We start from the raw sequence: 26,366 nt of genomic DNA, 5'->3' as shown, positions 1-26,366 counted from the left end.
GTTCACGACGACATGGCCAGTGCCCGCATCAACCTCGGCGACCAGATCCGCCAGACCCTGGAAGAGGAGATCCATTCCGGCAAGCTCGACGCCGGCTCGCGCATCGACGAACAGGCGCTGATGGACCGCTTCGGCGTCTCGCGCACCCCCGCGCGCGAGGCCATCAAGCACCTGACCGCCGCCGGGCTCGTCACGCCGCTGTCGCGCCAGGGCGCCGTGGTGGCCTCGCTGTCGGTGCCCGAGTACATCGCGATGCTGGAGATCCTCATGCAGCTCGAAGGCCTGGCCGCGCGCCTGGCCGCGCGGCGCATGCCCACCGCGCAGCGCGAGCAGCTCGAGGAGGCCCATGCCGCCTGCGGCCGCGCGGCCGCGAAGAACGATGCCGAGGAGTACGGCCAGGCCAACCGCGTGTTCCACGAGATCATCTACGATGGCAGCTTGAACGAGGTGCTGGCGCGCCAGTTGCGCGCCATGCGGCTGCGCATGCGGCACCCGCGCCGCGCGCTGTTCGACCGGCCCAACCGCATCCGCCACTCGCTGGCCGAGCATGCGGTGATCCTGCAGGCCATCGTCTCGGGCGACGAGAACGCCGCGTTCCAGGCCATGACCGACCACATCTCCAGCGGCGGCAACGTCTATGCCGACGCGATCGCGAGCATGCCGCTGCGGCCGGTGGCGCCGGCCGATGAACCGGCGGACGCGGCGCCGCTTCGCCGGCGCGCCAGGAGCGAGAAAGTCTAGGAGGCCGCCGGGGTTCGGCCGACCGGAGCGCGGGCGGGAACCACGCTTGTCAAGATGGATTCCCCCTCCGCCGCTCCGCCCCATCGTCAAGGTACAAGAACAAGCGCCCCTGCCTTCTTGCGTTCAGCCATGTCAAGGTGGGCTCGGGCAGCGTCGCGCAGGGCGTACCTGGTGACGGAGACCTCGCCAAAGATACCGGACTTCAGCGCAGCAAAGACGTCGGTCGCAGCGCGTTCCACACGACCGGAGAGGTGCGGCGCCATGGGGCCACCGACCATGGTCAGGTTGCGGCTGGCCACCGCAGCCTTGTCGATCTGCGGCGCTCCGGAGGCCGCGCCGATGGAAACGACGGTGCCACCGTCCTTGACGGCCGCGAGGGACGCGTCGAAGGTCGCCTTGCCCACGAACTCATAGACAACGTCGACGCCAGCCGGTGCAAGGCTGCGCACTTGCGCACCAAGGTCCGGCGCATCCGATGCCAGGACGTGGTCGATGGCGCCTGCCAATGCCGCGCGCTTCTCAGCGCTGCCAGCCGTGCCAATGACGGTCGCACCCAGTGCCTTTGCCCACCGTGCAAGCAGATTGCCAACCCCGCTTGAGGCGCCTTGGACAAGGATCGTCTGGCCAGGCTGAAGCACGTGATATCCGTTGAGCCCGGCCCAGGCGGTCAGACCTTTCGTCAGCACCGCTGCAATCTGCTCGGCGGTCAGGTCATCCGGAACCTGCACCAAGGCGCTTGCGTCGATGAGCCGCGACTGCGTGTAGCTCCCCGGCGCCAGATAGTAGGCAACGCGCTGGCCCTCCTTGAACCCGCTAACCTCAGCGCCGACGGCCTCCATGACGCCAACGCCTTCCACGCCGGGCACCGAAGGGAGGGGAACGGGGAAGACACCTTGGCGAAACAGCGTGTCGATGAAGTTGACCCCGATGGCCTGATGGCGCAGGCGGACCTGGCCTGCGCCCGGCGGGCCGACCTCGGCATCGTTCTCGACTTCGAGGACTTCGGGGCCGCCGTAGGAGTGGAAGCGGACGGTGGTGTTCATGGTTCGATTTCCTTCTGCAGAGTGGTGACGGTTGTGGACGGACGTCTTCAACGGGGCAGCGCGTCCAGCTGCGTGAGCACGGAGTACAGGTTCGCAACGCCCCAGTGCTCGGTGATCTTTCCGCCTTGAACGCGCATCGCATCGACCGTTTCGAACTGGATGGACTTGCCACTGGCGGGGATGCCCAGAAAGTCGCCTTGGTGCGTGCCGTGGTAGGTCTTGAAGGTGGTGACGACGTCGCCATCGGCGCGCTGCCAGTGGATGACGGCATGGAAGTCCGGGAACGCTTCCCGCAGCTTCTTGTAGAGGCCCAGCGCACCGGCCTTGTCAGGCGTGCAATGGGGCTGCGGCGTGTGGTCCAGGAATTCGTCGGCGAACAGCTCGTCGAACAGAGCCCAGTTGCCGCCGCCCTGCACTTCTGCGGTATTGCGACGGATGACCGCCTTGGCGGCCTCGCCGAGGTCCGTGGTGTCAGTCACCATGGTTCTTTCCCGCACCTGTGCCTCGCTGGAGACCTCGATGGGTGCTGTGATGACCCGGCCTCCCGGTTCCGCGATGGGGTGTCTCGTCGCGGCGAGCCCACCTTCGTTCAGGTCCGCTGCCACGGCGACTGCGCCGCGACCAGCGAACGCGAACACCGCCTCCCGGCCGATTCCGGAGCCCGCGTCGGTGACCAGGGCCACCTTCTTTTCAAAGTCCTTGCGTGCCATGTTTTCTCCGTGTTGCGCAGCTTGTTGCTGCATGGACGGAAGAATATGGACGCAGCACCTATCGCGGTAGCCTCTTTGTTTCGATAGGAACCATCGTCTATGCCGATATGTTGGCCTCTTGGAGCCGTGCGATGAACCAGCGCCCCGCGGGCCCGGGCGGCGCATCGCTACGATACGCCGCGTGCATCGCAATGCTCGGCGTCGAAGGCTGGTGGATGGCAAGGCTGAGTTGGACCAGCGTTCCTCCATCCAGGTCCTGTTGGACCATCTCGCGAGGCATGTGCCCCCAGCCGAACCCCGCCTTCAGGAACGCATGCTTGGCACCGAGGTCGGCCAAGCGCCATACCTGTGCAGCCAACACCCCATAGCTGCGCCCGGCGCTGAGCGTCGTGCGGTCTGTCAGGACCAGTTGGACGTGCCGTTCCATCTCGGTGGACCGCAGTGGTCCGGTGAGCGAGGCCAGCGGATGGGAAGGCGCAACCACCGTGACCATCGGGACCTGCGCAAGGGGCTCCGACCGGGTGCCTTCGGGTACCACGGGAAGCGACCCGACGATGCCGATTTGACAGACGCCGTCCAGGACCGGCTGAACAACGGCGCCAAGGGCCTCGACGTACATGCGCAAAGGCGTCGTTGGGAATTGCTCCTTGAACGCGCCTACGGCAGCCGTGAGTACGCTCATGGGAAACATCACGTCCACCGCCACGGACAGCTCCGGCTCCAGCCCCTCGGACAGCGTCCGTGCCCGAGCCTTGAAGCTGTCCATGCCGTGCACGACGGTCTTGGCCTCCCCGAGCAGCGCCTTTCCTGCGTCGGTGAGCACGGGGTAGCGTGCCGAGCGGTCGAACAAGGTCACGCGGAGCTGGCCTTCGAGGTTCGCCATGGTCTGGCTCACAACCGACTGCGCTCGGCGCAATTTGCGTCCGGCGGCAGAAAAGCTGCCCTCATCGGCCGCGGCGATGAAGGTACGAAGCTGGTCCAGTGAGACGCCGTCGAGCATCTATCGCTCCCGCAGATGGTTTCTATCGAAAAGTATAGGCTTCTCAGTTGGCTGTCCGATTTCTACAGTTCGCTCACCAACCAAACGGAGTGAACACATGAAGGTGATCGAACGCGGCTCGCAGGCAAATCCCCCTGCCGCACAGACCGAACCCGGGCGTCGAACGGATGCCTTCCGAGCCATCGCAACGCGCACCAAGGGTCAGGTCCACGGTCCGGTGAACCGGTTGCTGAGCCCGGGCCTGGCCCACAGCCTCAAGCCATTCGTCTTCCTGGACTACTTCGACTTCCAGTCGGCCGGCAAGACCATGTTTCCGATGCACCCGCACTCGGGCATCGCCACGACGACAGTCCTGCTGGAGGGCGGCATGCGCTACGAAGACACCACCGGCGCCAGCGGTTTACTGGAGGCCGGCTCGGTGGAATGGATGCGCGCCGGCAAGGGCGTCTGGCACGACGGTGTGCCGCTCCCTGGCCGGCGCCTGCGTGGCTACCAGTTGTGGGTCGCCCTTCCACAGGCCTTGGAGTTGTCGCCGGCCCAGAGCCAATACCTGCAGCCAGCCGAAGTGGCACAGGTCGGCAACGTGCGGGTCATCCTGGGCCAGTACCAGGGTGTGCGCAGCAAGGTGGAAGCACCCGAGGGCATCCAGTATCTCTACGTGAGCTTGCAAGCCGGCGAAACCATCGAACTGGCACCGCCGAGCGGACACGACGTGGCGTGGTTGCACGTCGGCCACGGTGCACTGCTGACGGGCAACGACCGCATTGCCGATGAGCTCGTCGTCTTCGAAGCGGGCGACCGGACGGTCCGGCTGACCGCCGCGAGCGCAACAGGTTTCATTTTTGGCACCGCCCGCAAGCACCCGCACGAGCTCGTCTTGGGCTCGTACTCGGTGCACACGTCTGTGGCCGCGCTACGGCACGGCGAACAAGAAATTGCCCGGCTTGGCGAGCAACTCCGCGCAAGCGGTCGGGCCATCTGAGTCCCGCCGCACCAAGTCATTCACCCAGTCCTTTCTCAACCTTCTTCACGCTTCAACGAGGAGTTTCATCATGCAATCGACCCACAACACCGTCTCTGCGACCACCAACGCTTCCGTGCTTCCGCTGATGGGCCGGCTTCTCATCGCCACCATCTTCCTGGTCAGCGGCTATGGCAAGTTGATGGCTCCGAGCGGCACCATCGGCTACATCGCATCCGTCGGCCTGCCGCTGCCGCAGTTCGCCTATGCGGGCGCGCTCCTCGCCGAACTCGGCGGCGGCCTGCTGCTGGTCCTCGGCTACCGCACCCGGTTGGTCGCAGCGGCCCTGGCCGTCTTCTCGGTGGTCTCGGCACTCCTGTTCCACAACGCGCTTGGCGACCAGAACCAGCTGTTCCACTTCCTGAAGAACCTGGCCATGGCCGGCGGCCTGCTGCAGTTCATCACGTACGGTGCAGGCTCCATCAGTCTGGACAGCCGCAAGGCGGCTGTGACCGGCGCTTTGAGTACCGTTCGCTGACCCGGACGGCGGTGGTCTCCCACGTTGGGAGGCCAACTCCGCTCCAAAGATGAATCGAACCGGGCCATGACGTCCGAGCGCACGCGTCGCTGCCAGAGGTCCCCCACCGAGAGCGGTCGTCGACCTCATCGTCCAGGCAAACGCCCGGAGCAAGCGACCACGGTGTCCGGCGACTTCCGCGGTGCCTCGCGGTACAAGACCATGCCGGCATGGTACAGGATTCCGTTGCGGAACTCGCCATCGGCCGTGAATCCCGTGTCGTCCACGTAATCGATGTGGTCGCCGGTCACGCGATAGCGGCCCTGGTAGGCGCTCTGCTTCTTGCCGCGGGCTTCGTCATAGCGGCCCTCTGGCAGGAGCTCATGGCGGATGTAGCCATCCGCCGTGACCCACATCCCGACGTAGGGATGGTGCGCGGCGCGCTCCGCATTGGAAGCGGCGCCCTGGCGTGGTGTGCTGTTCATGGTGACTCCTTTGGTTTGCGGTTCAGTGCTGTTGTCTTGCGTGGCCCAGGACGGGGCGTGGGAAAGCAGACATGCTGACGAGATGGCGACGGCGGGTCGCACGGCCCGCAATGCAGATGTGATGCGCCTCATCCTTTCCTCCAGCGGCATGTTGATGACGTGTGGGAAGTCTAGGAAGCAGTCCCGGCAAGGCTTGCCAAATTGCCCGGCGCGCTTGCCAGATCCTCTGCCGTTGCCGCTTGCAGGGTGAGCTTGCCTGTTTCTCGCGAACCTTTGCCCGGTGCGCCGGGGGGACGGCGATGACGCTTCCGAGGTCGGTCTCTGGGCACTAAGCTGAACCCATGTCCAGCAACCATGCAACGGCCCGCCTCCTGGAGGGCCACGATGCGGCCCTCCAGACGATGCTGCGCAAGGCCGAACTGGCTGCCTGCATCGAACGGCAAGTACCTCATGAAGGGCAGCTGCGCACTGCCATTCACCAGCTGACCCTGGTGCGAGTCAACAGGGCGGCCCATCCTGTTTTCACGGTCTGCGAGCCGGCGGTCTGCTTGCTTGCGCGAGGCAGCAAGCGGCTCGTCCTTGCCGACGAGGCCTATGTCTACGACCCAGACACGTACCTCGTGGCGTCCCAGCACCTCCCGGTCTCCGGCCAGGTGATCGACGCTTCCCCCGAGCTGCCCTATTTGGCCCTTCGGCTCAACTACGACGCGACGGACGTTGCATCCCTTCTGGCTGGCATGAGGAAACACAAGCGGCCCATCGGCCAAGCAACATCCAGGGGCATCGCGACCGCCGACGTCACGCCCGCACTCCTGGATGCCGTGCTGCGTCTTGTACGCCTGCTCGACACGCCGCAAGACATCCAAGCGCTTGCCCCCTTGACCTTCCGAGAGGTCTTGTACCGCGTGCTGACCGGCCCCTGCGGCACGCAGCTGGCCCAGCTCGCTGCGACCGATGGCCCGACCCGGCGCGTGTGCAACGCCATGGGCTGGATTCGCCGCCATTACGACCGGCCTCTCGACATGAGCGCGATGGCCGCGATGGCCGAGCTGAGCATCTCCGCTTTGCGAACGAACTTCAAGGCTGCCACGGCGATGAGCCCGCACCAGTATCAGAAGGACCTGCGGCTGCTGGAGGCACGCCGCATGCTTCTAGAAGGGTGGGACGCTGCCAGCGCCGGACACCGCGTCGGCTACGAAAGCGCTTCGCAGTTCAGCCGCGACTACGCACGGAAGTTTGGCGCTGCGCCAGCCAAGGACGTGCGCCGGTTCAGGCAACAGCATGGGGGCGCAGAACCGGACCCGAGAACGGCAACTGGCAAAGGGAGCTGAAGAGGCTCGCTTGCCGATTTCTGCAGAATACTTGCCCGATCCCCAACCCCGTTGAGAACCGCGAATTTTTTCGGATAAGGTTTTGTCATGGCAACTCAAGACATCGCTTTGACCGCTGCGGCGCCCCGGCTTGTCGCTCTTCCGAATCTTCCGTCGCCCGACGCCACCCGCATACGTGAATTGGCAGCGCTGGTCGAGCGGCATGCACCACAAGAGGGCGTCTGTGCCACTTCGATTCCAAGGGTGTCTGCCATCAAGCTTTCATCGCCCAGTGAAGAACTGGTCCATGCGTTGCACCAGCCGGCAGTCTGCATCATTGCCCAGGGCGCCAAGCGGGTCATGCTGCGTGACGAGGTCTATGCCTACGATGCCTCACGGTTCCTCGTCTTCTCGACGGACCTGCCCATCAGCGCGCAGGTGACGCACGCCAGGTTCAACGAGCCATACCTTTGCTTTCGCCTCGACCTTGACCCCACCGAGATCTCCGAACTGGTCCTGCAGTTGGGTCCTGCTGCGGCTCCGCGGTCGTCGACCTCGCGCGGCCTCTTCCTGAGCAAGGTCACGGACGGAATGCTGGATGCGGCCATCCGCATCATGCGGCTGCTCGACTCTCCGGAAGATGCCGCAACCCTCGCGCCCCTGGCCGCCCGGGAGCTGGTCTACCGCCTGCTTCGAAGTGAGCAGGGCGAGCGCCTGGCGCAAGTGGCCAGAGCGGATAGCCACGCGAACCGGGTCATGCGCGCCGTGACCTTGCTCAAGTCGAACTTCGCCGAGCCCTTGAAGGTCGATGACCTTGCACGGGAATGTTGCATGAGCACCTCCTCGCTGCACCACCACTTCCGGGCCGTGACGTCGATGAGCCCGCTGCAGTACCAGAAGCAACTGCGACTGCAGGAAGCGCGCCGGTTGCTGCTGAGTGAGGGGATGGAGGTTTCGCGTGCCGGGTACGCAGTGGGCTACGAGAGCGCATCGCAGTTCAGCCGGGAGTACAGCCGGCTCTTCGGCGTCCCTCCATCGAGGGACGTGTCGCGCCTGCGCGAACCAGTTCGTCAGTGACCTCGGCGTTCAGGCCCGGGGGTGTTCAGCAAGGCGAAGCAAGCGGACTGCGCATCCTGCGCACCATCGAGGATCCCGAGGGGCCGCGCACCATCGCAGCCCGACGCGATGTTGCGCCCGACCTTGCCTCCGTGCCGCACTCCCCGCGCGCTGTGCAGCGGGCCCTGCAGGCGCCTGCCAATCCGCTGCCGTTGGACCCTGGCCATGCCGACACAGTCATGCACGCCGCGGTACGTCCGGCCGAACGTTGCAGACCACGGCGACATCCGGTCTGCGGACAGACTGGCGGGAAGGCGCGACACGAGGTGCACCGCACGTTCGCCGTCGAGCGCGTTGCTCAGAAGTCGCCATCCGTTTTCAGCGACAGTGCTGCGAAAGCATCCACGACCGATTGGCGGCGATCGAAGGCAATCCTGGCGAAGCGCACTGCGTCCGAGCCGGCGACGAAGCGCATCGGGGGGAAGCGAAGTGCCGCCACCTCGACGAGGACCTTGCCCAGCCTGGCGGGGTCGCCAGGTTGCCGATGGTTGTAGCTTTCGTAGTCGGTCAGGGCGCCGTCGGCGGCTTCTTCATAGTCGGCAATCTTGGTGACGCCGTACCGCACCGAGCTCTTGTCCAGAAAGTCGGTCCTGAAAAAACCAGGCTCCACGATGGTCACGTTGATGCCGAAGGGAGCGACTTCGAGCGCCAGTGATTCAGAGAAACCTTCGACGGCGAACTTGGCCGCGCAGTAGACCGAGGCGCCATCGAAGCCCATGAATCCCCCCACGGAGGCAAGGTTCATGATGTGGCCGCTGCGTTGCTTGCGCATGACCGGCAGGACGGCGCGAGTCACATGCATGAGGCCGAAAACATTCGTCTGGAACTGCCGTTCGACGTCCTCCGGCGCGATCTCCTCGAACAGCCCGAGCTGACCGTATCCGGCGTTGTTGACAAGAACGTCGATGCTGCCGAACACCTCATGGGCAGCTGCCACAGCGGCGACCGCGTCGGCTTGAACGGATGCGTCCAGCTTCAGCGCGAGAACCCTGGCGCCATACGACGCGTAGGTTTCTTGCAGCTGTCGCACGTGCCGACCCGTGACCACAACCCGGTCGCCGGCCTCGAGCGCCGCCTTTGCGATGTGAGCACCAATGCCACGGCCCGCACCGGTGATGAACCAAACCTTGCTCATTTCAAACTCCAAGTTGCGCGTGCTGCCACGCCGTTGAACATGGAAGAAATGGTAGAAATCCGAGGCAGGATTTCCGTGCCTAAAACAGGCGGCAACTTGCTCAAAGCGCTGTGGTTCAGCGGGCTGCTCCGTTGGGGAAAGACAAGCTCAACTTTGGACATGACCAGCACATCCACGACAACGCTTGCGCACTGTGCGGCCCTTGGACGCGTCGAAGGACAAGGCATCGCCCGTGCTCTGCACGCCCCGCGCAACGGGTCAGTCGAGGCATGCGTCCTCGTCTGCCGGTACCGATGGAATCACGCGCCCATCGAGCACCCGGTTCACGTGCCGGCGGGCGACGGATGACGCGCCGCTCATCTGCGTGCGAGCAGCGGCGCGACAGGCCATCGCAGTGATGCGCCCCTCGAAGCGAGTGCGCAGCCAGGCGTGCGTGCGCTCCACGACCCAGCGATGCGCGCCGAGCCGGTCGTTGCGCTCGATGCCTTTGCGAGCGATGCGCTCCTTGCTGCCGCGCCTCTTGAAGTGAGCGCGACAGCGCGCATGGTCGTCGCCCTTGTCAGCGTGCAATTTTCTGGGCCAGCGGTGCGACCTGCCACGCGTGCCTGCAATGGCAGGCAGGGCATCAACCAACGCGTCGAACACGACCGAGTCGTGACGATTGGCCCCCGTGACGCAGAACATCAACGGGATCTCTGAACTCTCTTGGCTCAAACCACCCGAGGCCGGCCCCACGCGCCATGTGCAGATCGACAGTGAGCGCCATGCGCCCAGCGCAGATCTCGTCAATGCGGCGCTTCAGGGTTCATGAAGTCGACAAGTTGCCGCCACGCCCCGAGCGGTCCTGCGTTCGGACACATCAAGCCGAGCGGCTCAAGCATGTAGAGCGGCCGTAGTTTCAACTCGCGCAGCGAACCGGCATCGAGGAGGGGCCGCACAAAGTTGAGCGGCAGGAACGACAGCAGATTTTCTTGCTGCAATAGCAACCACAACATGGCCGTCGAGCGAGTGACGACCGGATAGGTGCGGATCGGGCGAGGCAGGTTCGCGGTCAGTTCGTCGAATCGCTCACGGGCGGCCGAAGCCGTGGGGGCGAGTAACCAGGTCTCGTCGACGAGTTGCGGCCAGCCCAGGGAACGCTTGCGCGCGAGCGGGTGATCGGCCCGCGCCAAGACCGCGAGACGATCTTCGCGCACCGGCATGAAGTGCCAGCCTTCCGGGATCACCGGAGGCCGTCGGCATGCCACGAGATCCGCCTCGCCACGCGCGATGGCCAGCAGCTGATCGTCCCCTTCGGCTTCCGAGAGCTGAACGGTGACATCCGGATGCCGTTGCGCGAAGCGAGGCAGCACGTCGAGCAGAAGTCCGTTCATCGCGCCGACCGAGGCGACAAGGCGGATGGCGCCGCCGATGCGCTGCCGTTGCGCGGCGACGACTTCGGCGCCGTCGGCGACGCCGATCAACATGCGACGCGCAACGGGCAGAAGGTCTTCGCACGCCTGTGTGGGCCGCACGCCGCGCGCATGCCGCTCGAAAAGCTGTACCTCCAGCAGCCGTTCCAGGTACGCGAGGCCCTGGGTCACCGACGACTGCGTCATGCCGATCGAGTCCGCTGCCCGCTGGAGGCTGCCCAGCTCTGCCACTTTCAAGAGGATCTGCACATGCCGAAACTTGCCGCGCGCGAGCAGGCGGTTGAAGAGGACGGATGCGTTGTTGCTCAAGGTATCGGCAAGTCTAATAGCAAGGCGCCGTTTTTAATTGGTCACCGATGGCTTGCCCATGGATGATGGCGGCTCCACAACTGCGGGCGTCAAGCCACGCGACAGGAGACAAAACGTGAAGAAACCATGGCCGCTGCTCGCGGTTGTCTGTTGCCTGCTCGGCTTTCCGGCCCATGCGCAGGACGAAGCCTGGCCGTCCAAGCCGATCCGGGTGATCGTGCCGACCCCGCCCGGCGGCGCCTACGATCGCACCATGCGACCGCTCGCGCAGGAGCTGGCGTCGTTGCTCAAGCAACCGGTGGTGATCGACAACAAGCCCGGTGCCGGCAACATCATCGGGACGCAGGCGGGGGCCACGGCCGCACCCGACGGCTACACGCTCACGATGACGGGCATGGTGAACACGATCGCGCAAGGCATGTACGACAACGTGCCCTTCAACATCGTCAACGACTTCACCCACGTCGCCATGATCGGCGGCAGCGCGCAATGGCTGGTGGTCAACAGCCAGTCCGGCATCGAGTCCTTCGCCGATTTGATCGCCCGCGCCAGACGCGAGCCGGGCGCGATCAACTACGCGAGCTCGGGCGCAGGCAGCACCGGCCATCTCGTGATGGAACTGCTGCAGAAGGCGACCCAGACCTCGTTCGTGCACATCCCCTACAAGGGCGGCGCGCCCGCGCTGATGGATGTGCTGGGAGGCCAGGTCGCTGTCACCGTGATCCCGCCAAGCGGGTCGATGCAGTACATCCAGAGCGGCAAGCTCAAGGTGCTGGCGGTGTCCAGTCCGAAGCGCAGCCCCGAGCTGCCTCTGGTCCCGACCTTCGAGGAGCTGGGCTACAAGCAGCTGACCGTGATCTCCTGGGTGGGCCTGTCGGCGCCGAAGAAGACGCGGCCCGAAGTCGTGCGCAAGGTCAACGAAGCCGTGCGTGAAGCGATGACCAGGCCGGAACTGCAAAAGAGGCTCGATGCCGAAGGCATCACGCCAATGACGATGACGCCCGACGAATTCACGCGCGTCGTCAAGAGCGATACCGAACGCTGGGGTGCACTGACGCGCAGCCTGCAACTCAAGGCCAACTGAAATCCGAGCCTAGCCACTATGCCTTTCGCCACATCGCACGACCGCGACATCTACTACGAGCGCCACGGCGCCGGCCCGGCGATCCTGTTCCTGCACGGTGCCGGATCGAACGCTGCCACCTGGTGGCAGCAATTGCCAGCCTTCACGCCGCAGTACACCTGTCTCACGATGGACATCCGCTGCTTCGGTCGTTCGGTGGCCCCGCCGGAGGAGTTCTCGCTGGAGCTCTTCGTCGGCGATGCCTTGGCGGTCCTGGCGCGCGAAGGCATCGAGCGCGCGGCGGTCGTCGGCCAATCGCTCGGCGGGATGATCGGGCTGCGGCTCGCGCTGCGCCATCCCGAGCGCGTCGCCGCGTTCGTCGCGTGCGACACGTCGCTGGCCATCGACCACCCGACGCTGGTCGACAGCATCGAGCGGCGCTTCAAGACAGTTTCCGCAGTGAGCATCGAGCAGCGCTCGCTGGGCGCCTGGTTCTTGAAGGCGCAGCCCGCGCTTGCAGCGCTTTACGCGCAGATCAACCACTTCAACCCGAGCGCGCACAGCATTGCGCCCGAAGTCTGGCGCGAGGCCGTGCTGCGCCTGAACCGGCCCGAGAACCTGCTCGCCGTCGCAGCGCTCGACCAGTCGGCCTGCCCGACGATGTTTCTCGTTGGCGCCGAAGACCCCATTGTTCCGCCGGCGGTCATGCGCGAACTCGGGCAGCGCCTGCCAGGGAGCGAGGTCGTCGTTGTCGAGGAGGCCGCGCACTCCGCTTACTTTGAGAAGGCGCAGGAGTTCAACCAAACGGTGCTCGACTTCTTGAGACGGCGCGCCGATCACTAGGCCGCTAAGTAGCGTTTGCTGCTCGCTTCCACAGCAAGCACGCTGAAGAGCACAAAGTGGTCGTTTGTCTGGGTGTAAGTAAAGCGATCGCTGCAACCCCAGACAGATGACGCAGCAGGCCAGGGAAAGCAAAGCGGCTTGCCTGCAATGGCAGGCAGGGCATCAACCAACTCGTCGCACACGACCGAGTCGTGACGATTGGCCCCGGTGACGCAGAACACCATCGGGATGCCTTGGCCATCCCTGACGAGATGGCGCTTGCTGCCAAGCTTGCCCCGGTCCGTGGGGTTTGGGCCTGTGTGCGAGCCCCGGGGCTGGGCACGCTGGCCCCATCGATGCTGAATCGGTTGGAGTGCAGCTTGTCAGCATTGCGCAGCTCATCAAGCAGCGCCAGATGCAGGCCTGCCAACCCCTGCTGCATGCCAATCGCGCAGTCGCCGCCAGCAGGTCATGCCGCTACCGCCGAGCTCTTGCAGCAGTTCCTCCCACGGGATGCCGGTCTGCAGAACAAAGACGATAGCGTTGAGCGCCTGCTCGTCGCTCAGGCGCGGTCGGCCGCCTTTGGCCGACGGCGTCCCAACCGGCAGCAATGGCTCCAGCTTCCTGTACAACGCTGCGCCGATTTCCTTGTTCTTGTTCCGACCCATGCTCTTCCCAAAGCAGGACATAGGTCGGCCGATGACACGGTATTGTTCGCCGCTCTTAGAAGTCGCCGTCCGTCTTGACGGAGAGGTGGGAGAACGCGTCGACGTCGGCGCCACGGCGTTCGAAGGCTGACTTGGCGAAGCCGACGGCATCCGAGCCGGCGACAAAGTGGAGCGGCGGCTCCGGCAGCTTTGCCACTTCGACGAGCACTCGGCCGAGTTTGACGGGGTCCCCCGGTTGCTTGTGGTTGTAGCTGTCGTAGTTGGTCAGCGAGCCGCCTGCAACCTGCTCGTAATCGGCGATCTTGGTGGCACCGTACCGCACCGAGCTCTTGTCCAGGAAGTCGGTCCGGAAGAAGCCGGGCTCCACGATGGTCACGTTGATGCCGAAGGGCGCCACTTCGAGCGCCAGGGATTCCGAGAAGCCCTCGACGGCGAACTTGGCCGCGCAGTAGACAGAGGCGCCATCGAAACCCATGAAGCCGCCGACGGAGGCAAGATTCATGATGTGGCCGCTGCGTTGCTTGCGCATCACGGGCAGAACGGCCCGCGTCACGTGCATGAGCCCGAACACGTTCGTGTGGAACTGCCGTTCGATGTCTTGCGGCGCGACTTCCTCGAACAGCCCCAGCTGGCCGTACCCTGCGTTGTTCACGAGCACATCGATGCTGCCGAACGATGCATGGGCAACTGCCACCGCGGCAGCGGCGTCGTCTTGGACGGACGCGTCGAGCTTCAAGGCGAGGACCTTGCTTCCATATGCCGCGTAGGTCTCCGCCAGTTGCGCCGTACTGCGCCCCGTGACCACGACCCGGTCGCCACCTTCAAGTGCCGCCTTTGCAATCTGAGCGCCGATGCCGCGCCCTGCGCCGGTGATGAACCAAACCTTGCCCATATCCAGACTCCAGTTGTTGCGTGTTGCCACGCCGTTGAACATGCAAGGAATCTTAGAAATCGGCATCGAGGCTCCCGTGCCTATTTCAGGCAGAGTCTTGCTCAAACCACCGCGACTGCCTCACCGCTGGTTCTCGCCACACACGAATCGCCTGCACGTACGATGAACGCAACCGAGGCGCTTGCATGATGACAACGGAAAACCTGACCACCGAACTGAGCACAGCCGAGGCCCTCGATGAACGCGTGCCTGGCGACCTCATCGCGACCAGCAAGGGAAAGCCATGGCGCGACCTGCTCGTGCAGATGTATGTCCGGCGGCCCGTTCAAGAGAGCCTGCTGATTCCTGCGGTCCCAGAGCCGCTCATCGTGTGGGTGGTATCCGGGGCGGCCCGGGTCGAAGAGCGTGAGCTGGGCGCAGCATGGATGGCGAACGAAGTTCGTGCCGGCGACTTCTTCCTCCAGACATCACCACGGCCATGTGAACTGCGGTGGCGCACGCTCACGGACGAGCCGTTCCGCGTCATGCACGTGTATCTCGGCCTTCCCTTGATTCACCGTGCGGTGGGCGACCTTCACGGAGCCGACGCCGCACCGGTTCAGCTGCGCGAAGTCTCCGGCGGTACCGACGCGGTCATCACGAATCAGCTCAGCATCCTGCGCGATGAGCTGCTGAACAGAAGACACCCGAGTGCCATGCTGGTCCAAGGGCTGGCAAGCAGCTTGGCAGTTCATGTGGTCCGCGTGTATGCGAGCGAGACACCTGTCGCGGCAACGCCCCATGGAGGGCTGCCCGCCTTCAAGATGCACCGCGTGCTGAATGCCATGCAGGAACGGCTTCATCAGGAACTCGACCTCAGCAGGCTGGCACGGGAAGCGCAGCTCAGCGAGGCCCACTTCTCTCGGTCGTTCAAGAAAAGCACCGGCTTCGCTCCCTCGCGCTACCTGGTGAGGCTCCGCATGGAGCGCGCTCGCCGACTGCTCCGCGAGACCGGCATGCCCATCGTCGAGGTTGGCCTGGAGGTCGGGTATACCAGCCCCAGCCACTTCGCACAGGTCTTCCGCAGGGAGGTCGGCGCGCTACCGAGCGACTACCGCAACGCGGGCAACAACTAAGAGCAAAACCTCGATATCGGCAGCAAGAGCGCGAGCGACGAGACAGGCCCCCCTCGGCACCATGACAACCGTGGCAGCAACGAAGAACAACCGCTTCGCAGCTGTCGCACTTTTCAACCAACCTGCTGAAAAAGGAACTGTCATGGAACTCAGTCAAAAAGTCGCCCTGGTCACTGGTGCTTCCAGCGGCATCGGTGCTGCAACCGCCCTGAAGCTGGCAGCCGCCGGCGCCAAGGTCGGTCTGGCCGCCCGTCGCATGGAGCGGCTGAACAAGCTCGTCGACGAGATCAAGACTGCTGGCGGCGAGGCCATCGCCATCGAGATGGACGTCGTGGACCGCGCGTCCGTGCAGGCTGGCGTCGAGAAGCTGGTGCAGGCCTATGGCGGCATCGACATCGCTTTCAACAACGCCGGACTGATGCCGATCTCGGATGTTGAATCCCTCAAGGTGGACGAATGGCACCGCATGCTCGATGTCAACGTCAAGGGCCTCATGAACAGCACCGCCGCCACGCTGCCTCACTTCATCAGGCGCGGCTCTGGTCACTTCGTCAACACGTCGTCCATCGCCGGTCGCAAGGTGTTTCCTGGCCTGGCTGCCTACTGCGCGACCAAGCATGCGGTGTCCGCCTTCACCGAAGCGCTGCGCCTGGAAGTCGGCAAGAAGCACAACATCCGGGTCACCAGCATCCAACCGGGGGCAGTCGACACCGAGCTGTTCACGCACATCACCGACAAGGGCTACCGCGACCAGATGGAAGGCCTGCGTGAGCAGATGTCCTTCCTCAGCAGCGACAACATCGCGGACACGGTGCTCTTTGCACTTCAGGCGCCGGCGCATGTGGACGTGGCCGAGCTCTTCGTGCTGCCGACCGACCAACCCTGGTAATCGCAGCGACCGCCGCGCCCGCAGGGCGCGGCGGCTCCATCACCCACTTCTATTGCTGGAGTTCTGATGGTGCCCATCAGCAAAATGGCCTGCTTCGTCGCCAAACCGGGAATGGAGACGCGGCTTGGCGAGGAGCTGCAGGCGCTTGTCCATCCCACACGCGCCGAGGCCGGCGTCTGGCGTCACGACGTTCTTCAGGACCTGGATGCCCCGCGGCGTCGGATGGTTCAGGAGGACTGGCGCTCCGTTCAGGACTTTGACATCCACATGCCCACCCGCTATGGGACCGCCTTCGTGGGCAAGATCCCGCAGTTGTGCGGCGCCAGGTCGTGGGCATCGGAAACACGGCAGGCAAGGACTTCGACAAGCTCCACCACTTCGGTCTGACCGCGGAGGTCGCGGAACATGTCCATGCGCCGCCCATCGCCGAGGCGTACGCCAACTGCGCGTGCAAGCTCCACGCGAGGGCAGTTCATGGTCGCGGGAAAGACCTGGAGGGCGAGAGCCTGTCAGTCGGCGTAGCCCGGGTTCACCCGGTCCAGCACGCGCATCATGGCCGCGAAGTACAGCGCCTCGCGCTCGGCGCGCGGGTGGCTGTCGTTCGGGTTGGGCCTGTCGACCTTGGCCACCATCTCGTCGGACAGCAGGGCCAGCGGCCGGCCCGTCGCCATGGCCAGCAGCTGCGCCTTGCACACCCGCTCGAGCCGGTACAGCCGGCGGTAGGCCTGGGCCACGGTGTCGCCCACGGTCACGACACCATGGTTCTTCATGAACAGCACGTGCTTGTCGCCGATGATGCCGGCCAGGCGCTCGCCTTCGCTGAGCTCGGCCGCCAGCCCCGTGTAGCCGTCGTCGTAGGCGATGTTCTTGGCGAGGAAGGCAGCGGTCTGGCTGCCGGGCAGCAGGCGGTTGTCCTGCAGCATGTTCAGCGACAGCGCCCAGGTCTGGTGGGTGTGCAACACCACCTTGGCGCCCGTGATCCGGTGCAGCGGCGCATGGATGCTGAGCGCGCTGAGTTCCAGGCTGCCCTGGCCTTCCAGGATCTCGCCCTGCTCGTTGAACACGATCAGGTCGCTGGCCCGGGCCTCGGACCAGTGCAGGCCGAAGGGCAGGACCATGAAGCGGTCGGTGGTGCCCGGCACGACCATGGTGAAGTGGTTGTCGATGCCTTCTTCCAGGCCGTCGTGCACGGCCAGGCGGTTGGCGGCGGCCAGGTGCACGCGCGCCTGCCAGGCGGCATCGTCCTTCGGTACCGCGTGCAGATGGCCGTGGGTTCGGGGTGCGTGGGCGTTCATGGATCCTCGTTCGGTGGGGTTGACGTACAGTGCCGCGGTCGCCGGGGCCGCAAGGTCGGTTCCGCGGGCATTGTGCAATGTTGTTCCGAAAAAATTGTCCCGAATGAAACTGCTGCTGCAACGCGTGCGCCAGGCCCAGGTGGTGGTCGATGGCGAGACCATCGGAGCCATCGGCCCCGGCCTGCTGGCGCTGGTCTGCGCAGAGCGCGGCGACGCCGAGGCCCAGGCCGAGAAGCTGCTGGCCAAGATGCTGAAGCTGCGCATCTTCTCGGACGAGGACGGCAAGATGAACCGCAGCGTGCAGGACGTGGGCGGTGGCCTGCTGCTGGTCAGCCAGTTCACGCTGGCGGCCGACACCAGCAGCGGCAACCGGCCCGGCTTCTCCGGCGCCGCCGCGCCCGAGGACGGGCGCCGACTCTACGAGCACTTCGTCGCGCGCGCGCGGGCGCTGCACCCGGTCGTGGCCACGGGCCGTTTCGCCGCCGACATGCAGGTGCACCTGGTCAACGACGGGCCGGTCACGATTCCGATGCAAGCCTGAACACACGAGAGGAGACGACATGACGAAAGAGACCGTGGGACTGATCGGCCTGGGCGCCATGGGCGCGGGCATTGCCGCCACCTTGCGGCGCAACGGCCACGCCTTGCGCGTGTGCGATGCGCGGCCCGGCGTGGCCGCGGCCTTCGCGGCGGATGGCGGCACCGCCTGCGCCAACCCGGCCGAGGTGGCGCAGGGCAGCGATGTGGTGGTCTCGGTGGTCGTCAATGCGCAGCAGACCGAGGCCGTGCTGTTCGGCGAGAACGGCGCGGCCGCTGCCATGGCCCCCGGCAGCGTCTTCGTGATGTGCTCCACGGTCGATCCGAACTGGTCGGTCGCGCTCGAGGCGCGGCTGGCCGCGCTGGGCCTGCTCTACATCGACGGCCCGATCTCGGGCGGCGCCGCCAAGGCGGCCGGCGGCCAGATGACCATGATGACGGCCGGCACCCCGGCCGCCTACGCCAAGGCCGGCGGCGTGCTCGAGGCCATGGCCGGCAAGGTCTACCGGCTGGGCGACCAGGCCGGCGCCGGCAGCAAGGTCAAGATCATCAACCAGCTGCTGGCCGGCGTGCACATCGCCGCCGCGGCCGAGGCCATGGCCCTGGGCCTGCGCGAGGGCGTGGACGCGGCTGCGCTGTACGAGGTCATCACGCACAGCGCGGGCAACAGCTGGATGTTCGAGAACCGCATGGCCCATGTGCTGGCCGGCGACTACACGCCGCTGTCGGCGGTGGACATCTTCGTCAAGGACCTGGGCCTGGTGCTGGACACCGCGCGCGCCAGCAAATTCCCGCTGCCGCTGGCGGCCACGGCGCACCAGATGTTCATGCAGGCGTCGACGGCCGGGCATGCGGGGGAGGACGACTCGGCGGTGATCAAGATCTTTCCGGGGATCACGCTGCCCAAGGCGGGCTGAGCCCGGGCCGCCCGGGCCTGACTCACGGTCGCATGTCGTCCGAATGGATCTGCAGCGCCTCCAGGAAGCGCGAGACCATGTTGTAGGCCGCGATCGTCGCCGTCAGCTCCACCAGCAGCGGTGGCGCGAAGCACTGCGCCACCGCGGCGAACACCGCGTCGTCCACATGCACGTGCCGCGTCATCGCGTCGGTGTAGCCGAGCACGGCGCGCTCGGTCGCATCGAACAGCGCGCTGGCCTCCCAGCTCTCCAGCGCGTCGAGCTTGGCCTGGCTGACGCCCTCCTGGCGCGCGATGGGTGCGTGTTGGTCGGCCTCGTACGGCGCGCCGTTGACCAGCGCCACGCGCATGATGACCAGCTCGCGCAAGGCGCCGGGCAGGCTGGACTGCTGGCGGATCGCCGTCAGGTAGCCCAGCCAGCCCTGCGCCACGGGCGGGCTGTGCAGCAGCATCTGGTACAGGTGCAGCACGCTGCCGCGTTCGGCGGTGATGCGCGCGGCAAGGGGGCGGACGGCGTCGTCGTCCAGGCGGGCGTAGGGGATGCGGGCCATGTCGGGTTCCGTGGTGGTTGCAAAGCAGGGGTTGGGTTCAGTCCACGCCCACGATCTTGCGCTTGACGAGGTCGGCCATGACCTGGTCGTCCTTGCGCACGCGCGCCATGAACGCCTCGGGCGTGCTGCTGACGATGTCGAAGGCGTTCTCGGCGAAGCGCGCGGCGACCTGCGGATCGTGCATGGTGTCCTGAAACGCCTTCAGGATCTTGGCGCGCACGTCGGCCGGCAGGCCGGTCGGGCCGACGAGGCCGATCCAGGTCGGGAATTCGAAGCCGGGGATCAGCTCGTTCATGGCCGGCACCTGCGGCAGCTGGCGCGAGCGGGCCGCCGTGCTGACCGCGATCGCCCGCATCTTGCCGGCCTGGATGTGCGGCAGCATCACCGACAGTCCGGCGAACGCGAAATCGATGTGCCCACCCAGCAGGTCGGCCAGCAGCGGCGCAGCCCCCTTGTACGGCACGTGCGTGGTCTGCAGGCCCTTCGCGATGGACAGCTGCGCGCTGTTCACATGCCCGGCCGAGGCGGTGCCCGCCGAGCCGTAGGCCGTGCCGGGCCGGGCCTTGAGGTAGGCGACCAGCTGGTCGAGGTTCTGCACCGGCAGCTCGTTGCGCACCACCAGCACCTGGGGCGTGGTGACCAGCAGGCTCAGGTAGTCGAAGTCCTTGAAGGTGTCGAACGGCAGGCTCTTGACGATGTGGTGGTTCACGGCCTGGGAGTCGAGCGCCAGCAACAGCGTGTAGCCGTCGGGCTTGCCGCGCCGCAGTTCGCCCGCACCCAGCGAGCCGCTGGCGCCAGGCCGGTTCTCGACCACGATGGGCTGGCCCAGCCGCTCGCCCAGCGTGTTGCTGATGGTGCGCGCGGTCTGGTCGACGGCGCCGCCCGGTGCGAACGGCACGATCAGCCGCACCGGCTGGCTCGGGTAGGCCTGGGCGCCGGCCAGCGCCGGCAGCGTGCACGCCAGGGCGGCGGTCAGGGCATGGATGAGGGTTCTGCGCAGCATGGTGTTGTCTCCTGTTCTTGGGGGAATGCGTCGCGTGCCGGCTGCGGCCGGCACGCTGCGGTGGGTACTGCGGTCCGTCAGTGCGTGGCGGCCACCAGGCCGCCGTCGACCACGATCTCGGTGCCGGTGACATAGCGGCTCTCGTCGGCCGCCAGGAACAGGGCCGCGTGGGCGGTGTCCCAACCGTCGCCCATGTGCCGCATCGGCACCTGGTTGTTCCGGTGCGCGATGAAGCCCTCGGTGTCGCCCTTGGCGTACTTGGCGGCCAGGCCTTCGAGCAGCGGCGTGTGCATCAGGCCCGGCACCACGCAGTTCATGCGGATGCCATCGGCCGCGTGGATCACGGCGCTGGTGCGCGTGAAGTGCATCAGCCCGGCCTTGGCCGCCGCATAGGCCACCTGCGGCTTGCCCACGTAGCGCAGGCCCGCCACCGAGGACACGTTGACGATGGCACCGCTGCCGCGGGCACGCATGCCGGGGATGACGTGCTTGCAGGTGAGGAAGGCGCTCTTGAGGTTCACGTCCATCTGCGCGTCCCACACCGCCTCGTCCATGTCCACCGGCCCGCCGGGCTGCGACAGGCCGACGTTGTTGACCAGCACGTCGATGCGCCCGAAGCGGGCGATGCAATCGGCCACGGCGCGTTCGACCTGGTCGGACTGCGTGACGTCGCAGGCCGCGACTTCGGCCTCGCCGCCCTCGGACGCGATGATCGCCTGCGTGGCCTGCGCAGCGGCCAGCTGCAGATCGGTGCCGTACACCTGCGCGCCCTGCCGTGCGAACAACACCGCCGTGGCGCGGCCGTTGCCCCAGCCCTCGCCCACCGCGCCGCAACCCATCACCAGCGCCACCTTGCCCTTCAGATCCAGCACATCGTCTCCTCGTTGTTCGGACAGCGGCGATCCTAGGCAGCGGCGATCCATCGGAGAAGTTCTTTCTTTCTATCCATTCATAGAATGAAAGCATGAATGCCTCGCCGCGCCAGTTGCGCATGTTCCTGGCGCTGTCCGAGTCGCTGAACTTCAGCCGCACGGCCGAGCAGTTCTTCGTGACGCAGCCCTCGCTGAGCAAGGCCATCCGCGACCTGGAGGAGGCGCTGGGCCTCAAGCTGTTCGAGCGGACCACGCGCGCCGTGCGCCTCACGCCGGCGGGCCAGCGCCTGGTGCTGATCGCGCGCAACGTGGTTGGCGAATTCGACGCCGGCCTGCAGCGCCTGCAGGCGCACGCCGAAGAGGAAACACGCCAGCTGCGCATCGCCTCGCTGCCTTCGCTGGCCAACGTGCTGCTGCCGGCCGCGTGCGCGGCGTTGGAGCAGCGTTACGGCAGGCCGCACATCACCATCCACGACTGCAGCAATGCCGCGTCGGTCCAGCAGCTGGCCAACCACCATGTCGATTTCTCGCTGGCCTCGGTGGCGCCCTCGCACCCGGAGCTGCACTACGAGGAGGTGCTGCGCGACCGCTTCGTGCTGCTGTCGGCCGGCCGCTGGCGCCGCAAGGTCGGTGCCAGTAGGACCCTGGACGAGCTGGTGGAGCTGCCGCTGATCAGCATGACCGACGCCAGCACCGCGATGCGCTACATGGTGGCGGCCTACCTGCAACGCGGCATGGAGTTCCGGCCGAAGATGCAGTTCGACCAGGTCGGCACCATCGCCGGCTTCGTGCGCCAGGGGCTGGGCATCGCAGTGCTGCCCTACCTGGGCATGATGCCGCTGCTGGACCTGGGCGGCATGCGCGTCTCGGAGATCAGCGACGGGCCGGTGCGCTCGGTGGGCATCGTCACCCGCCAGCGCGGCGCGCCCAGCGAGATCGCGCTGCAGGCCATGCAGGAGGTGCGTGCCGTTGCGCGGCAGCTGATCGCGCAGCACGCGGGATTCGTGCTCGCACCGGGCCAGGCGGCGCGGGGCTGAGCAGGCGCGCCCAGCAGCTTTCGCCCCTGGCACGCCACCTGCGCGACAGCACCGCTGCCCGGTTCCTTCCAGAATCCGCGACTCCAATCATCCCGCCCGCCCCCAGCCATGCAAGCCCTGCGCGTCCACGCCTTCGACCAGCCGCCGCAGCTGGACACCCTGCCCTCCCCCGAGCCCGCCGTGAGCGAGGTGCGCGTGCGCGTGCAGGCCTGCGGCATCTCGTTCTTCGACCTGCTGATCGCGCGCGGCGCCTACCAGTGGAAGCCGCCGCTGCCGTTCACCGTTGGCAGCGAGTTCGCCGGCACGGTGGACGCACTGGGACCGGGCAGCACGGGCTTCGCCATCGGCGACCGCGTCTGCGGCACGCTGTCCATCGGCGGCTGGGCCGACCAAGTCTGCGTGGCCGCCGGCGCGCTGCAGCACGTGGCGCCGCAGGCGGCGATCGACGAGGCCGCCGTGCTGCTGACGCCCTACGGCACGGCCTTGTACGCGCTGCGCGAGCGCGGCCAGCTGCAGGCCGGGGAGACCGTGCTGGTGCTGGGCGCCACGGGCAGCATCGGCGATGCCGGCGTGCAGACCGCCAAGGCCCTGGGCGCGCGCGTGATCGCGGCCGTCTCCGGCCCGGCCAAGCAGACCACGGCCCGGCTGGCCGGCGCCGACGAGGTGGTCGATGTGCAGTCCCCCGACTGGAAGGACGCCGTCAAGGCCCTGGCCGGCCCGCGCGGCGTGGACGTGGTGCTGGACCCGGTCGGCGGCGAGGCCATGGACACCGCCTTCCGCACGCTGGGCTGGGGCGGCCGCCACCTCGTGGTGGGCTTCGCTGGCGGCAGCATCGGCAGCCTCAAGGCCAACCTGTGCATCGTCAAGGGCGCCTCGCTGATCGGCGTGGACCTGCGCCAGTACCGCGAACGCCAGCCCGAGCGCATGCACCGGCTGCTGGCCGATGTGACGGCGCTGCACGGCCAGGGCCGCATCCGGCCGCGCATCGCGGCGCATTTCCCGCTCGCGCAGGCGGACCAGGCCTTCGCCATGGCCGGTGCGCGCACGACCACGGGGCGCGTGGTCCTGGACTTCTGAACGCGCTCAGGTCCCGCCCACGTAGGGATTGCTGCGCCGCTCGCGGCCGAAGCTGCTTTCCGGCCCGTGGCCCGGGATGAACACGGTCTCGTCGCCCATGGGCCACAGGCGCTGCACGATGCTGTCGATCAGCTGCTGGTGGTTGCCCTGCGGAAAGTCGGTGCGGCCGATGGAGCCGGCGAACAGCACGTCGCCGACGAAGGCACGCTGGATCTCCGGCGCATGGAACACCACGTGGCCCGGCGTGTGGCCGGGACAGTGGCGCACGTGCAGCGTGTGGGCGCCCAGCGTGACCTGGTCGCCGTCCGCCAGCCAGCGCGTGGGCGTGAAGGCCCTGGCCGGCGGGAAGCCGAACATGCGGCTCTGCTCGGGCAGGCCGTCGATCCAGAACTGGTCGCCCGGGTGCGGGCCGACGATGGGCAGGCCCAGGCGCTCGGCCAGCTCGCCGGTGCCGCCGGCATGGTCGATGTGGGCGTGGGTCAGCCAGATCTGTTCGAGCCTGAGGCCGCGTTCTTCAACGGCGGCCAGGATGCGGTCCAGGTCGCCGCCCGGGTCGATGACGGCGGCCTGCAGGCTCTGGTCGTCCCAGACCAGGGCGCAGTTCTGCTGGAATTGCGTGACGGGGATGGTGTGGTAGCGCAGCATGGATGGGGGGATTCGGGGTCTCGCCCCATTGTCCCGCCACCGACCGTCAGCGCCAGCCCAGCGCCGGCGCCACCTGCTGCAGGACCGTCTCGATCACATGCACGTTGTAGTCCACGCCCAGCTGGTTCGGCACCGTCAGCAGCAGCGTGTCGGCCTCGGCGATGGCCTCGTCCTGCGCCAGCTGGCGCACCAGCGTCTCGGGCTCGGCCGCGTAGCTGCGGCCGAAGATGGCCTGCGTCCTGTCGTCGATGAAGCCGATCTGGTCGCCGTCCTGGCCGCTGCGCCCGAAGTACAGGCGGTCCTGGTCGTTGACCAGCGCGAAGATGCTGCGGCTCACCGACACCCGCGGCGTGCGGGCGTGGCCGGCCTCCTGCCAGGCCGCGCGGTAGGCCCGGATCTGCTTGGCCTGCTGTACGTGGAAGGGCTCGCCGGTCTCGTCGTTCTTGAGCGTGGAGCTCTGCAGGTGCATGCCGAGTCTTGCGGCCCAGACCGCGGTGGCGTTCGAGCTGGAGCCCCACCAGATGCGTTCGCGCAGCCCGGCAGCGTGCGGCTCCACGCGCAGCAGGCCGGGCGGGTTCGGGAACATCGGGCGCGGGTTGGGCTGGGCGAAGCCATCGCCCTTGAGCACGTCCAACAAGACCTCGGTGTGCTGGCGGGCCATGTCGGCTTCGGTCTGGCCTTCGGCCGGCACGTAGCCGAAATGGCGCCAGCCATCGATGACCTGCTCGGGCGAGCCACGGCTGATGCCCAGCTGCAGCCGCCCGCCGGCGATCAGGTCGGCCGCACCCGCATCCTCGGCCATGTAGAGCGGGTTCTCGTAGCGCATGTCGATCACGCCGGTGCCGATCTCGATGCGCCGGGTCTTCGCGCCGACGGCCGCCAGCAGCGGGAACGGTGCGCTGAGCTGGCGCGCGAAGTGGTGCACGCGGAAATAGGCGCCGTCGGCCCCCAGCTCCTCGGCGGCCACGGCCAGTTCGATGGACTGCAGCAGCGCGTCGGCGGCCGAGCGGGTCTGCGATTGGGGTGACGGCGTCCAGTGGCCGAACGAGAGGAATCCGATCTTCTTCATGGCATGCGTTGCGAAAGTCTTGCGGCGGGCCACTATGCCCGCTTTCGGACAACACGGTGCGGGCAAGGGCCGGATGCGACACCCGTGCGACGGCGTCCACGCTACGCTGCGCCACGACCACCCACAAGGAGACGAGATGAAGGCTTTCCATCGCCAAGCGCAGACCCTGGCCGCGGCCGCCGCCCTGGCCATCCTGGCCGGTTGCGCAACCGGCCCCGCCGAGCCGCCGGCCTCGGCCGCCTCGGTGGCCGACCATGTGTCCCGCGCGTCCACGCTGGCGGGCGAGGATTTGAAATACCTGATGCCGGTCTGCAATCCGCAGCCGGCCCAGCGCGCCGCGGGCCCCGAGATCGAGGCCCTGTTGCAGCGCCAGATCGCGCGCCCGGCGCCGGCCCCGGCGCAGGTCTTCGACAACCTCTACTACGTGGGCTCGGCCTGGGTCAGCGCCTGGGTGCTCAAGACCAGCGACGGGCTGATCCTGATCGACGCCCTGAACAACGCCGTGGAAGCCCAGGCACTGATCGAAGGCGGCATGCGGACGCTGGGCCTGGACCCGGCCCAGATCAAGTACCTGGTCATCACGCACGGCCATGGCGACCACTACGGCGCGGCCACGGCCCTGGTCCAGAAGTACGGCATGCGGCTGGTCGCCAGCGAGATCGACTGGCGGATGATGCAGACCACGCTGGAGTTCGACGCCGTCTCCTGGGACCGCCCGCCCAGGCGCGGCCCGCGCGACATCGGCGTGCAGGACGGCGACGTGCTCACGCTGGGCGACACCACGCTCCGCTTCAACGTGACACCCGGGCACACGCTGGGCACGCTGTCGCCGGTGTTCGACGTGCGCGCGCGCGGCCAAGCGCACCGCGCGCTGATGTGGGGCGGCACCTCGTTCAACTTCGGCCGCGACATGGAGCGCCTGCAGAGCTACATCGGCGAGACCGAGCGCATGCGCAAGCTGGTCGCGGACCAGCATGTCGACGTGCTGCTGTCCAACCATCCTGGATCGGACGGCACGGTGGACAAGGTGGCCAAGCTCCAGCTGGCCTCGCCCGTTCATCCCTTCGTGGGCGGCCAGGCCACGGTCGACCGCGGCCTGCGGGTGCTGGGCGAGTGCGCACGCGCCCAGCGCGACCGCTTCCTGAGCGGATCCTGAGCAGGGGCCGGCCCGGCGCC

The 26,366-nt window shown here is 66.9% G+C and carries 28 protein-coding genes and 2 pseudogenes; 15 read left to right on the top strand and 15 right to left on the bottom strand.

Features of this window, described 5'->3' with window-relative positions; translation table 11 throughout:
• The first annotated feature begins 12 nt into the window (after window positions 1–12).
• Window positions 13–741 carry a GntR family transcriptional regulator gene (locus ASF45_RS13085; protein ID WP_056662620.1) on the top strand — a complete coding sequence of 243 codons (729 nt, stop codon included), beginning with the start codon at window positions 13–15 and terminating at the stop codon, window positions 739–741.
• An 86-nt stretch (window positions 742–827) separates the two neighbouring features.
• Here the strand turns inward: ASF45_RS13085 and ASF45_RS13080 are convergent, their stop codons facing one another.
• The 3 genes from ASF45_RS13080 to ASF45_RS13070 form a co-directional block, all read right to left on the bottom strand.
• On the bottom strand, window positions 828–1,784 hold the full coding sequence (locus ASF45_RS13080) for a quinone oxidoreductase (protein WP_056662617.1): 957 nt from the start codon (window positions 1,782–1,784) through the stop codon (window positions 828–830).
• 47 nt (window positions 1,785–1,831) lie between these two features.
• Window positions 1,832–2,494 carry an ester cyclase gene (locus ASF45_RS35250; protein ID WP_162243997.1) on the bottom strand — a complete coding sequence of 221 codons (663 nt, stop codon included), beginning with the start codon at window positions 2,492–2,494 and terminating at the stop codon, window positions 1,832–1,834.
• Between the two features lie 97 nt (window positions 2,495–2,591).
• A complete protein-coding gene (locus ASF45_RS13070) occupies window positions 2,592–3,494 on the bottom strand; it encodes a LysR family transcriptional regulator (protein WP_056662614.1) in 903 nt (300 codons plus the stop codon).
• Window positions 3,495–3,591: 97 nt separating this feature from the next.
• Between ASF45_RS13070 and ASF45_RS13065 the strand changes: the two genes are divergently transcribed.
• Window positions 3,592–4,476, top strand: coding sequence for a pirin family protein (locus tag ASF45_RS13065; RefSeq protein WP_082550987.1), 885 nt, complete (start codon window positions 3,592–3,594; stop codon window positions 4,474–4,476).
• A gap of 70 nt (window positions 4,477–4,546) precedes the next feature.
• Window positions 4,547–4,993, top strand: coding sequence for a DoxX family protein (locus ASF45_RS13060; RefSeq protein WP_056662611.1), 447 nt, complete (start codon window positions 4,547–4,549; stop codon window positions 4,991–4,993).
• Between the two features lie 125 nt (window positions 4,994–5,118).
• Here the strand turns inward: ASF45_RS13060 and ASF45_RS13055 are convergent, their stop codons facing one another.
• Window positions 5,119–5,457 carry an Atu4866 domain-containing protein gene (locus ASF45_RS13055; protein WP_056662607.1) on the bottom strand — a complete coding sequence of 113 codons (339 nt, stop codon included), beginning with the start codon at window positions 5,455–5,457 and terminating at the stop codon, window positions 5,119–5,121.
• 341 nt (window positions 5,458–5,798) lie between these two features.
• Between ASF45_RS13055 and ASF45_RS13050 the strand changes: the two genes are divergently transcribed.
• Together ASF45_RS13050 and ASF45_RS13045 are read left to right on the top strand one after the other, a co-directional pair.
• A complete protein-coding gene (locus ASF45_RS13050; RefSeq protein ID WP_056662604.1) occupies window positions 5,799–6,788 on the top strand; it encodes an AraC family transcriptional regulator in 990 nt (329 codons plus the stop codon).
• Between the two features lie 87 nt (window positions 6,789–6,875).
• Window positions 6,876–7,844 (top strand): AraC family transcriptional regulator, encoded by a 969-nt coding sequence (locus tag ASF45_RS13045; RefSeq protein WP_056662601.1) that lies wholly within the window; start codon window positions 6,876–6,878, stop codon window positions 7,842–7,844.
• A gap of 337 nt (window positions 7,845–8,181) precedes the next feature.
• Here ASF45_RS13045 and ASF45_RS13040 read toward each other — a convergent pair whose 3' ends face one another.
• From ASF45_RS13040 to ASF45_RS13030, 3 genes and pseudogenes are all read right to left on the bottom strand, one after another.
• Complete coding sequence (locus ASF45_RS13040; protein ID WP_056662598.1) at window positions 8,182–9,018, bottom strand: SDR family NAD(P)-dependent oxidoreductase; 837 nt, start codon at window positions 9,016–9,018, stop codon at window positions 8,182–8,184.
• A gap of 258 nt (window positions 9,019–9,276) precedes the next feature.
• Window positions 9,277–9,711, bottom strand: a pseudogene (locus ASF45_RS36430) (transposase); the annotation flags it as partial.
• A gap of 92 nt (window positions 9,712–9,803) precedes the next feature.
• Window positions 9,804–10,739, bottom strand: coding sequence for a LysR family transcriptional regulator (locus tag ASF45_RS13030; RefSeq protein WP_056662595.1), 936 nt, complete (start codon window positions 10,737–10,739; stop codon window positions 9,804–9,806).
• A gap of 37 nt (window positions 10,740–10,776) precedes the next feature.
• Between ASF45_RS13030 and ASF45_RS13025 the strand changes: the two genes are divergently transcribed.
• Window positions 10,777–11,823 carry a tripartite tricarboxylate transporter substrate binding protein gene (locus ASF45_RS13025; protein WP_082550986.1) on the top strand — a complete coding sequence of 349 codons (1,047 nt, stop codon included), beginning with the start codon at window positions 10,777–10,779 and terminating at the stop codon, window positions 11,821–11,823.
• Window positions 11,824–11,841: 18 nt separating this feature from the next.
• Window positions 11,842–12,645, top strand: coding sequence for an alpha/beta fold hydrolase (locus ASF45_RS13020; RefSeq protein WP_056662584.1), 804 nt, complete (start codon window positions 11,842–11,844; stop codon window positions 12,643–12,645).
• 122 nt (window positions 12,646–12,767) lie between these two features.
• Here the strand turns inward: ASF45_RS13020 and ASF45_RS36425 are convergent.
• Together ASF45_RS36425 and ASF45_RS13015 are read right to left on the bottom strand one after the other, a co-directional pair.
• Window positions 12,768–13,292 (bottom strand): annotated as a pseudogene (locus ASF45_RS36425) (IS5 family transposase); the annotation flags it as partial.
• A 55-nt stretch (window positions 13,293–13,347) separates the two neighbouring features.
• Entirely contained in the window at window positions 13,348–14,226 is an 879-nt protein-coding gene (locus tag ASF45_RS13015) for an oxidoreductase (protein WP_235580902.1), read from the bottom strand.
• A 143-nt stretch (window positions 14,227–14,369) separates the two neighbouring features.
• Here ASF45_RS13015 and ASF45_RS13010 point away from each other — a divergent pair, with 143 nt between their 5' ends.
• The 3 genes from ASF45_RS13010 (at window position 14,370) to ASF45_RS13000 (ending at window position 16,575) form a co-directional block, all read left to right on the top strand.
• The gene (locus ASF45_RS13010) at window positions 14,370–15,299 is read left to right on the top strand and encodes a helix-turn-helix domain-containing protein (protein ID WP_235580901.1); all 930 of its coding nucleotides are present in this window, start codon (window positions 14,370–14,372) and stop codon (window positions 15,297–15,299) included.
• A 61-nt stretch (window positions 15,300–15,360) separates the two neighbouring features.
• Entirely contained in the window at window positions 15,361–16,188 is an 828-nt protein-coding gene (locus tag ASF45_RS13005) for an SDR family oxidoreductase (RefSeq protein WP_235580900.1), read from the top strand.
• Window positions 16,189–16,254: 66 nt separating this feature from the next.
• Window positions 16,255–16,575 (top strand): putative quinol monooxygenase, encoded by a 321-nt coding sequence (locus ASF45_RS13000; protein WP_056662574.1) that lies wholly within the window; start codon window positions 16,255–16,257, stop codon window positions 16,573–16,575.
• 122 nt (window positions 16,576–16,697) lie between these two features.
• Here the strand turns inward: ASF45_RS13000 and ASF45_RS12995 are convergent, their stop codons facing one another.
• Window positions 16,698–17,483 (bottom strand): class II aldolase/adducin family protein, encoded by a 786-nt coding sequence (locus ASF45_RS12995; RefSeq protein ID WP_056662571.1) that lies wholly within the window; start codon window positions 17,481–17,483, stop codon window positions 16,698–16,700.
• Window positions 17,484–17,586: 103 nt separating this feature from the next.
• Between ASF45_RS12995 and dtd the strand changes: the two genes are divergently transcribed.
• Complete coding sequence (gene dtd, locus ASF45_RS12990) at window positions 17,587–18,024, top strand: D-aminoacyl-tRNA deacylase (protein ID WP_056662569.1); 438 nt, start codon at window positions 17,587–17,589, stop codon at window positions 18,022–18,024.
• Window positions 18,025–18,043: 19 nt separating this feature from the next.
• Window positions 18,044–18,937: an L-threonate dehydrogenase gene (gene ltnD / locus ASF45_RS12985; protein ID WP_056662566.1), complete on the top strand. Its 894-nt coding sequence runs from the start codon at window positions 18,044–18,046 to the stop codon at window positions 18,935–18,937.
• A gap of 22 nt (window positions 18,938–18,959) precedes the next feature.
• On the opposite strand, the gene ASF45_RS12980 is transcribed toward ltnD, so the two are convergent.
• The 3 genes from ASF45_RS12980 to ASF45_RS12970 form a co-directional block, all read right to left on the bottom strand.
• On the bottom strand, window positions 18,960–19,487 hold the full coding sequence (locus tag ASF45_RS12980; protein ID WP_056662563.1) for a carboxymuconolactone decarboxylase family protein: 528 nt from the start codon (window positions 19,485–19,487) through the stop codon (window positions 18,960–18,962).
• Between the two features lie 37 nt (window positions 19,488–19,524).
• Window positions 19,525–20,490: a tripartite tricarboxylate transporter substrate binding protein gene (locus tag ASF45_RS12975; protein WP_056662560.1), complete on the bottom strand. Its 966-nt coding sequence runs from the start codon at window positions 20,488–20,490 to the stop codon at window positions 19,525–19,527.
• A gap of 77 nt (window positions 20,491–20,567) precedes the next feature.
• Window positions 20,568–21,362, bottom strand: a complete 795-nt coding sequence (locus tag ASF45_RS12970; protein ID WP_235580899.1) for an SDR family NAD(P)-dependent oxidoreductase — start codon at window positions 21,360–21,362, stop codon at window positions 20,568–20,570.
• A 92-nt stretch (window positions 21,363–21,454) separates the two neighbouring features.
• On the opposite strand from ASF45_RS12970, the gene ASF45_RS12965 reads away from it, so the two are divergent.
• On the top strand, window positions 21,455–22,399 hold the full coding sequence (locus ASF45_RS12965; protein ID WP_056662554.1) for a LysR family transcriptional regulator: 945 nt from the start codon (window positions 21,455–21,457) through the stop codon (window positions 22,397–22,399).
• 108 nt (window positions 22,400–22,507) lie between these two features.
• Window positions 22,508–23,476, top strand: coding sequence for an NADPH:quinone oxidoreductase family protein (locus ASF45_RS12960; RefSeq protein ID WP_056662552.1), 969 nt, complete (start codon window positions 22,508–22,510; stop codon window positions 23,474–23,476).
• A gap of 6 nt (window positions 23,477–23,482) precedes the next feature.
• On the opposite strand, the gene ASF45_RS12955 is transcribed toward ASF45_RS12960, so the two are convergent.
• Both ASF45_RS12955 and ASF45_RS12950 read right to left on the bottom strand, forming a co-directional pair.
• The gene (locus ASF45_RS12955) at window positions 23,483–24,121 is read right to left on the bottom strand and encodes an MBL fold metallo-hydrolase (protein ID WP_056662549.1); all 639 of its coding nucleotides are present in this window, start codon (window positions 24,119–24,121) and stop codon (window positions 23,483–23,485) included.
• A 46-nt stretch (window positions 24,122–24,167) separates the two neighbouring features.
• Complete coding sequence (locus tag ASF45_RS12950; RefSeq protein WP_056662546.1) at window positions 24,168–25,190, bottom strand: LLM class flavin-dependent oxidoreductase; 1,023 nt, start codon at window positions 25,188–25,190, stop codon at window positions 24,168–24,170.
• 136 nt (window positions 25,191–25,326) lie between these two features.
• Between ASF45_RS12950 and ASF45_RS12945 the strand changes: the two genes are divergently transcribed.
• A complete protein-coding gene (locus ASF45_RS12945) occupies window positions 25,327–26,346 on the top strand; it encodes an MBL fold metallo-hydrolase (RefSeq protein WP_056662544.1) in 1,020 nt (339 codons plus the stop codon).
• Window positions 26,347–26,366: the final 20 nt, after the last annotated feature.

It is taken from the genome of Pseudorhodoferax sp. Leaf265 (genome assembly GCF_001422365.1).
Classification (GTDB): Bacteria; Pseudomonadota; Gammaproteobacteria; order Burkholderiales; family Burkholderiaceae_C; genus Pseudorhodoferax.
This window is presented reverse-complemented; position numbering and strand designations above follow the sequence as displayed.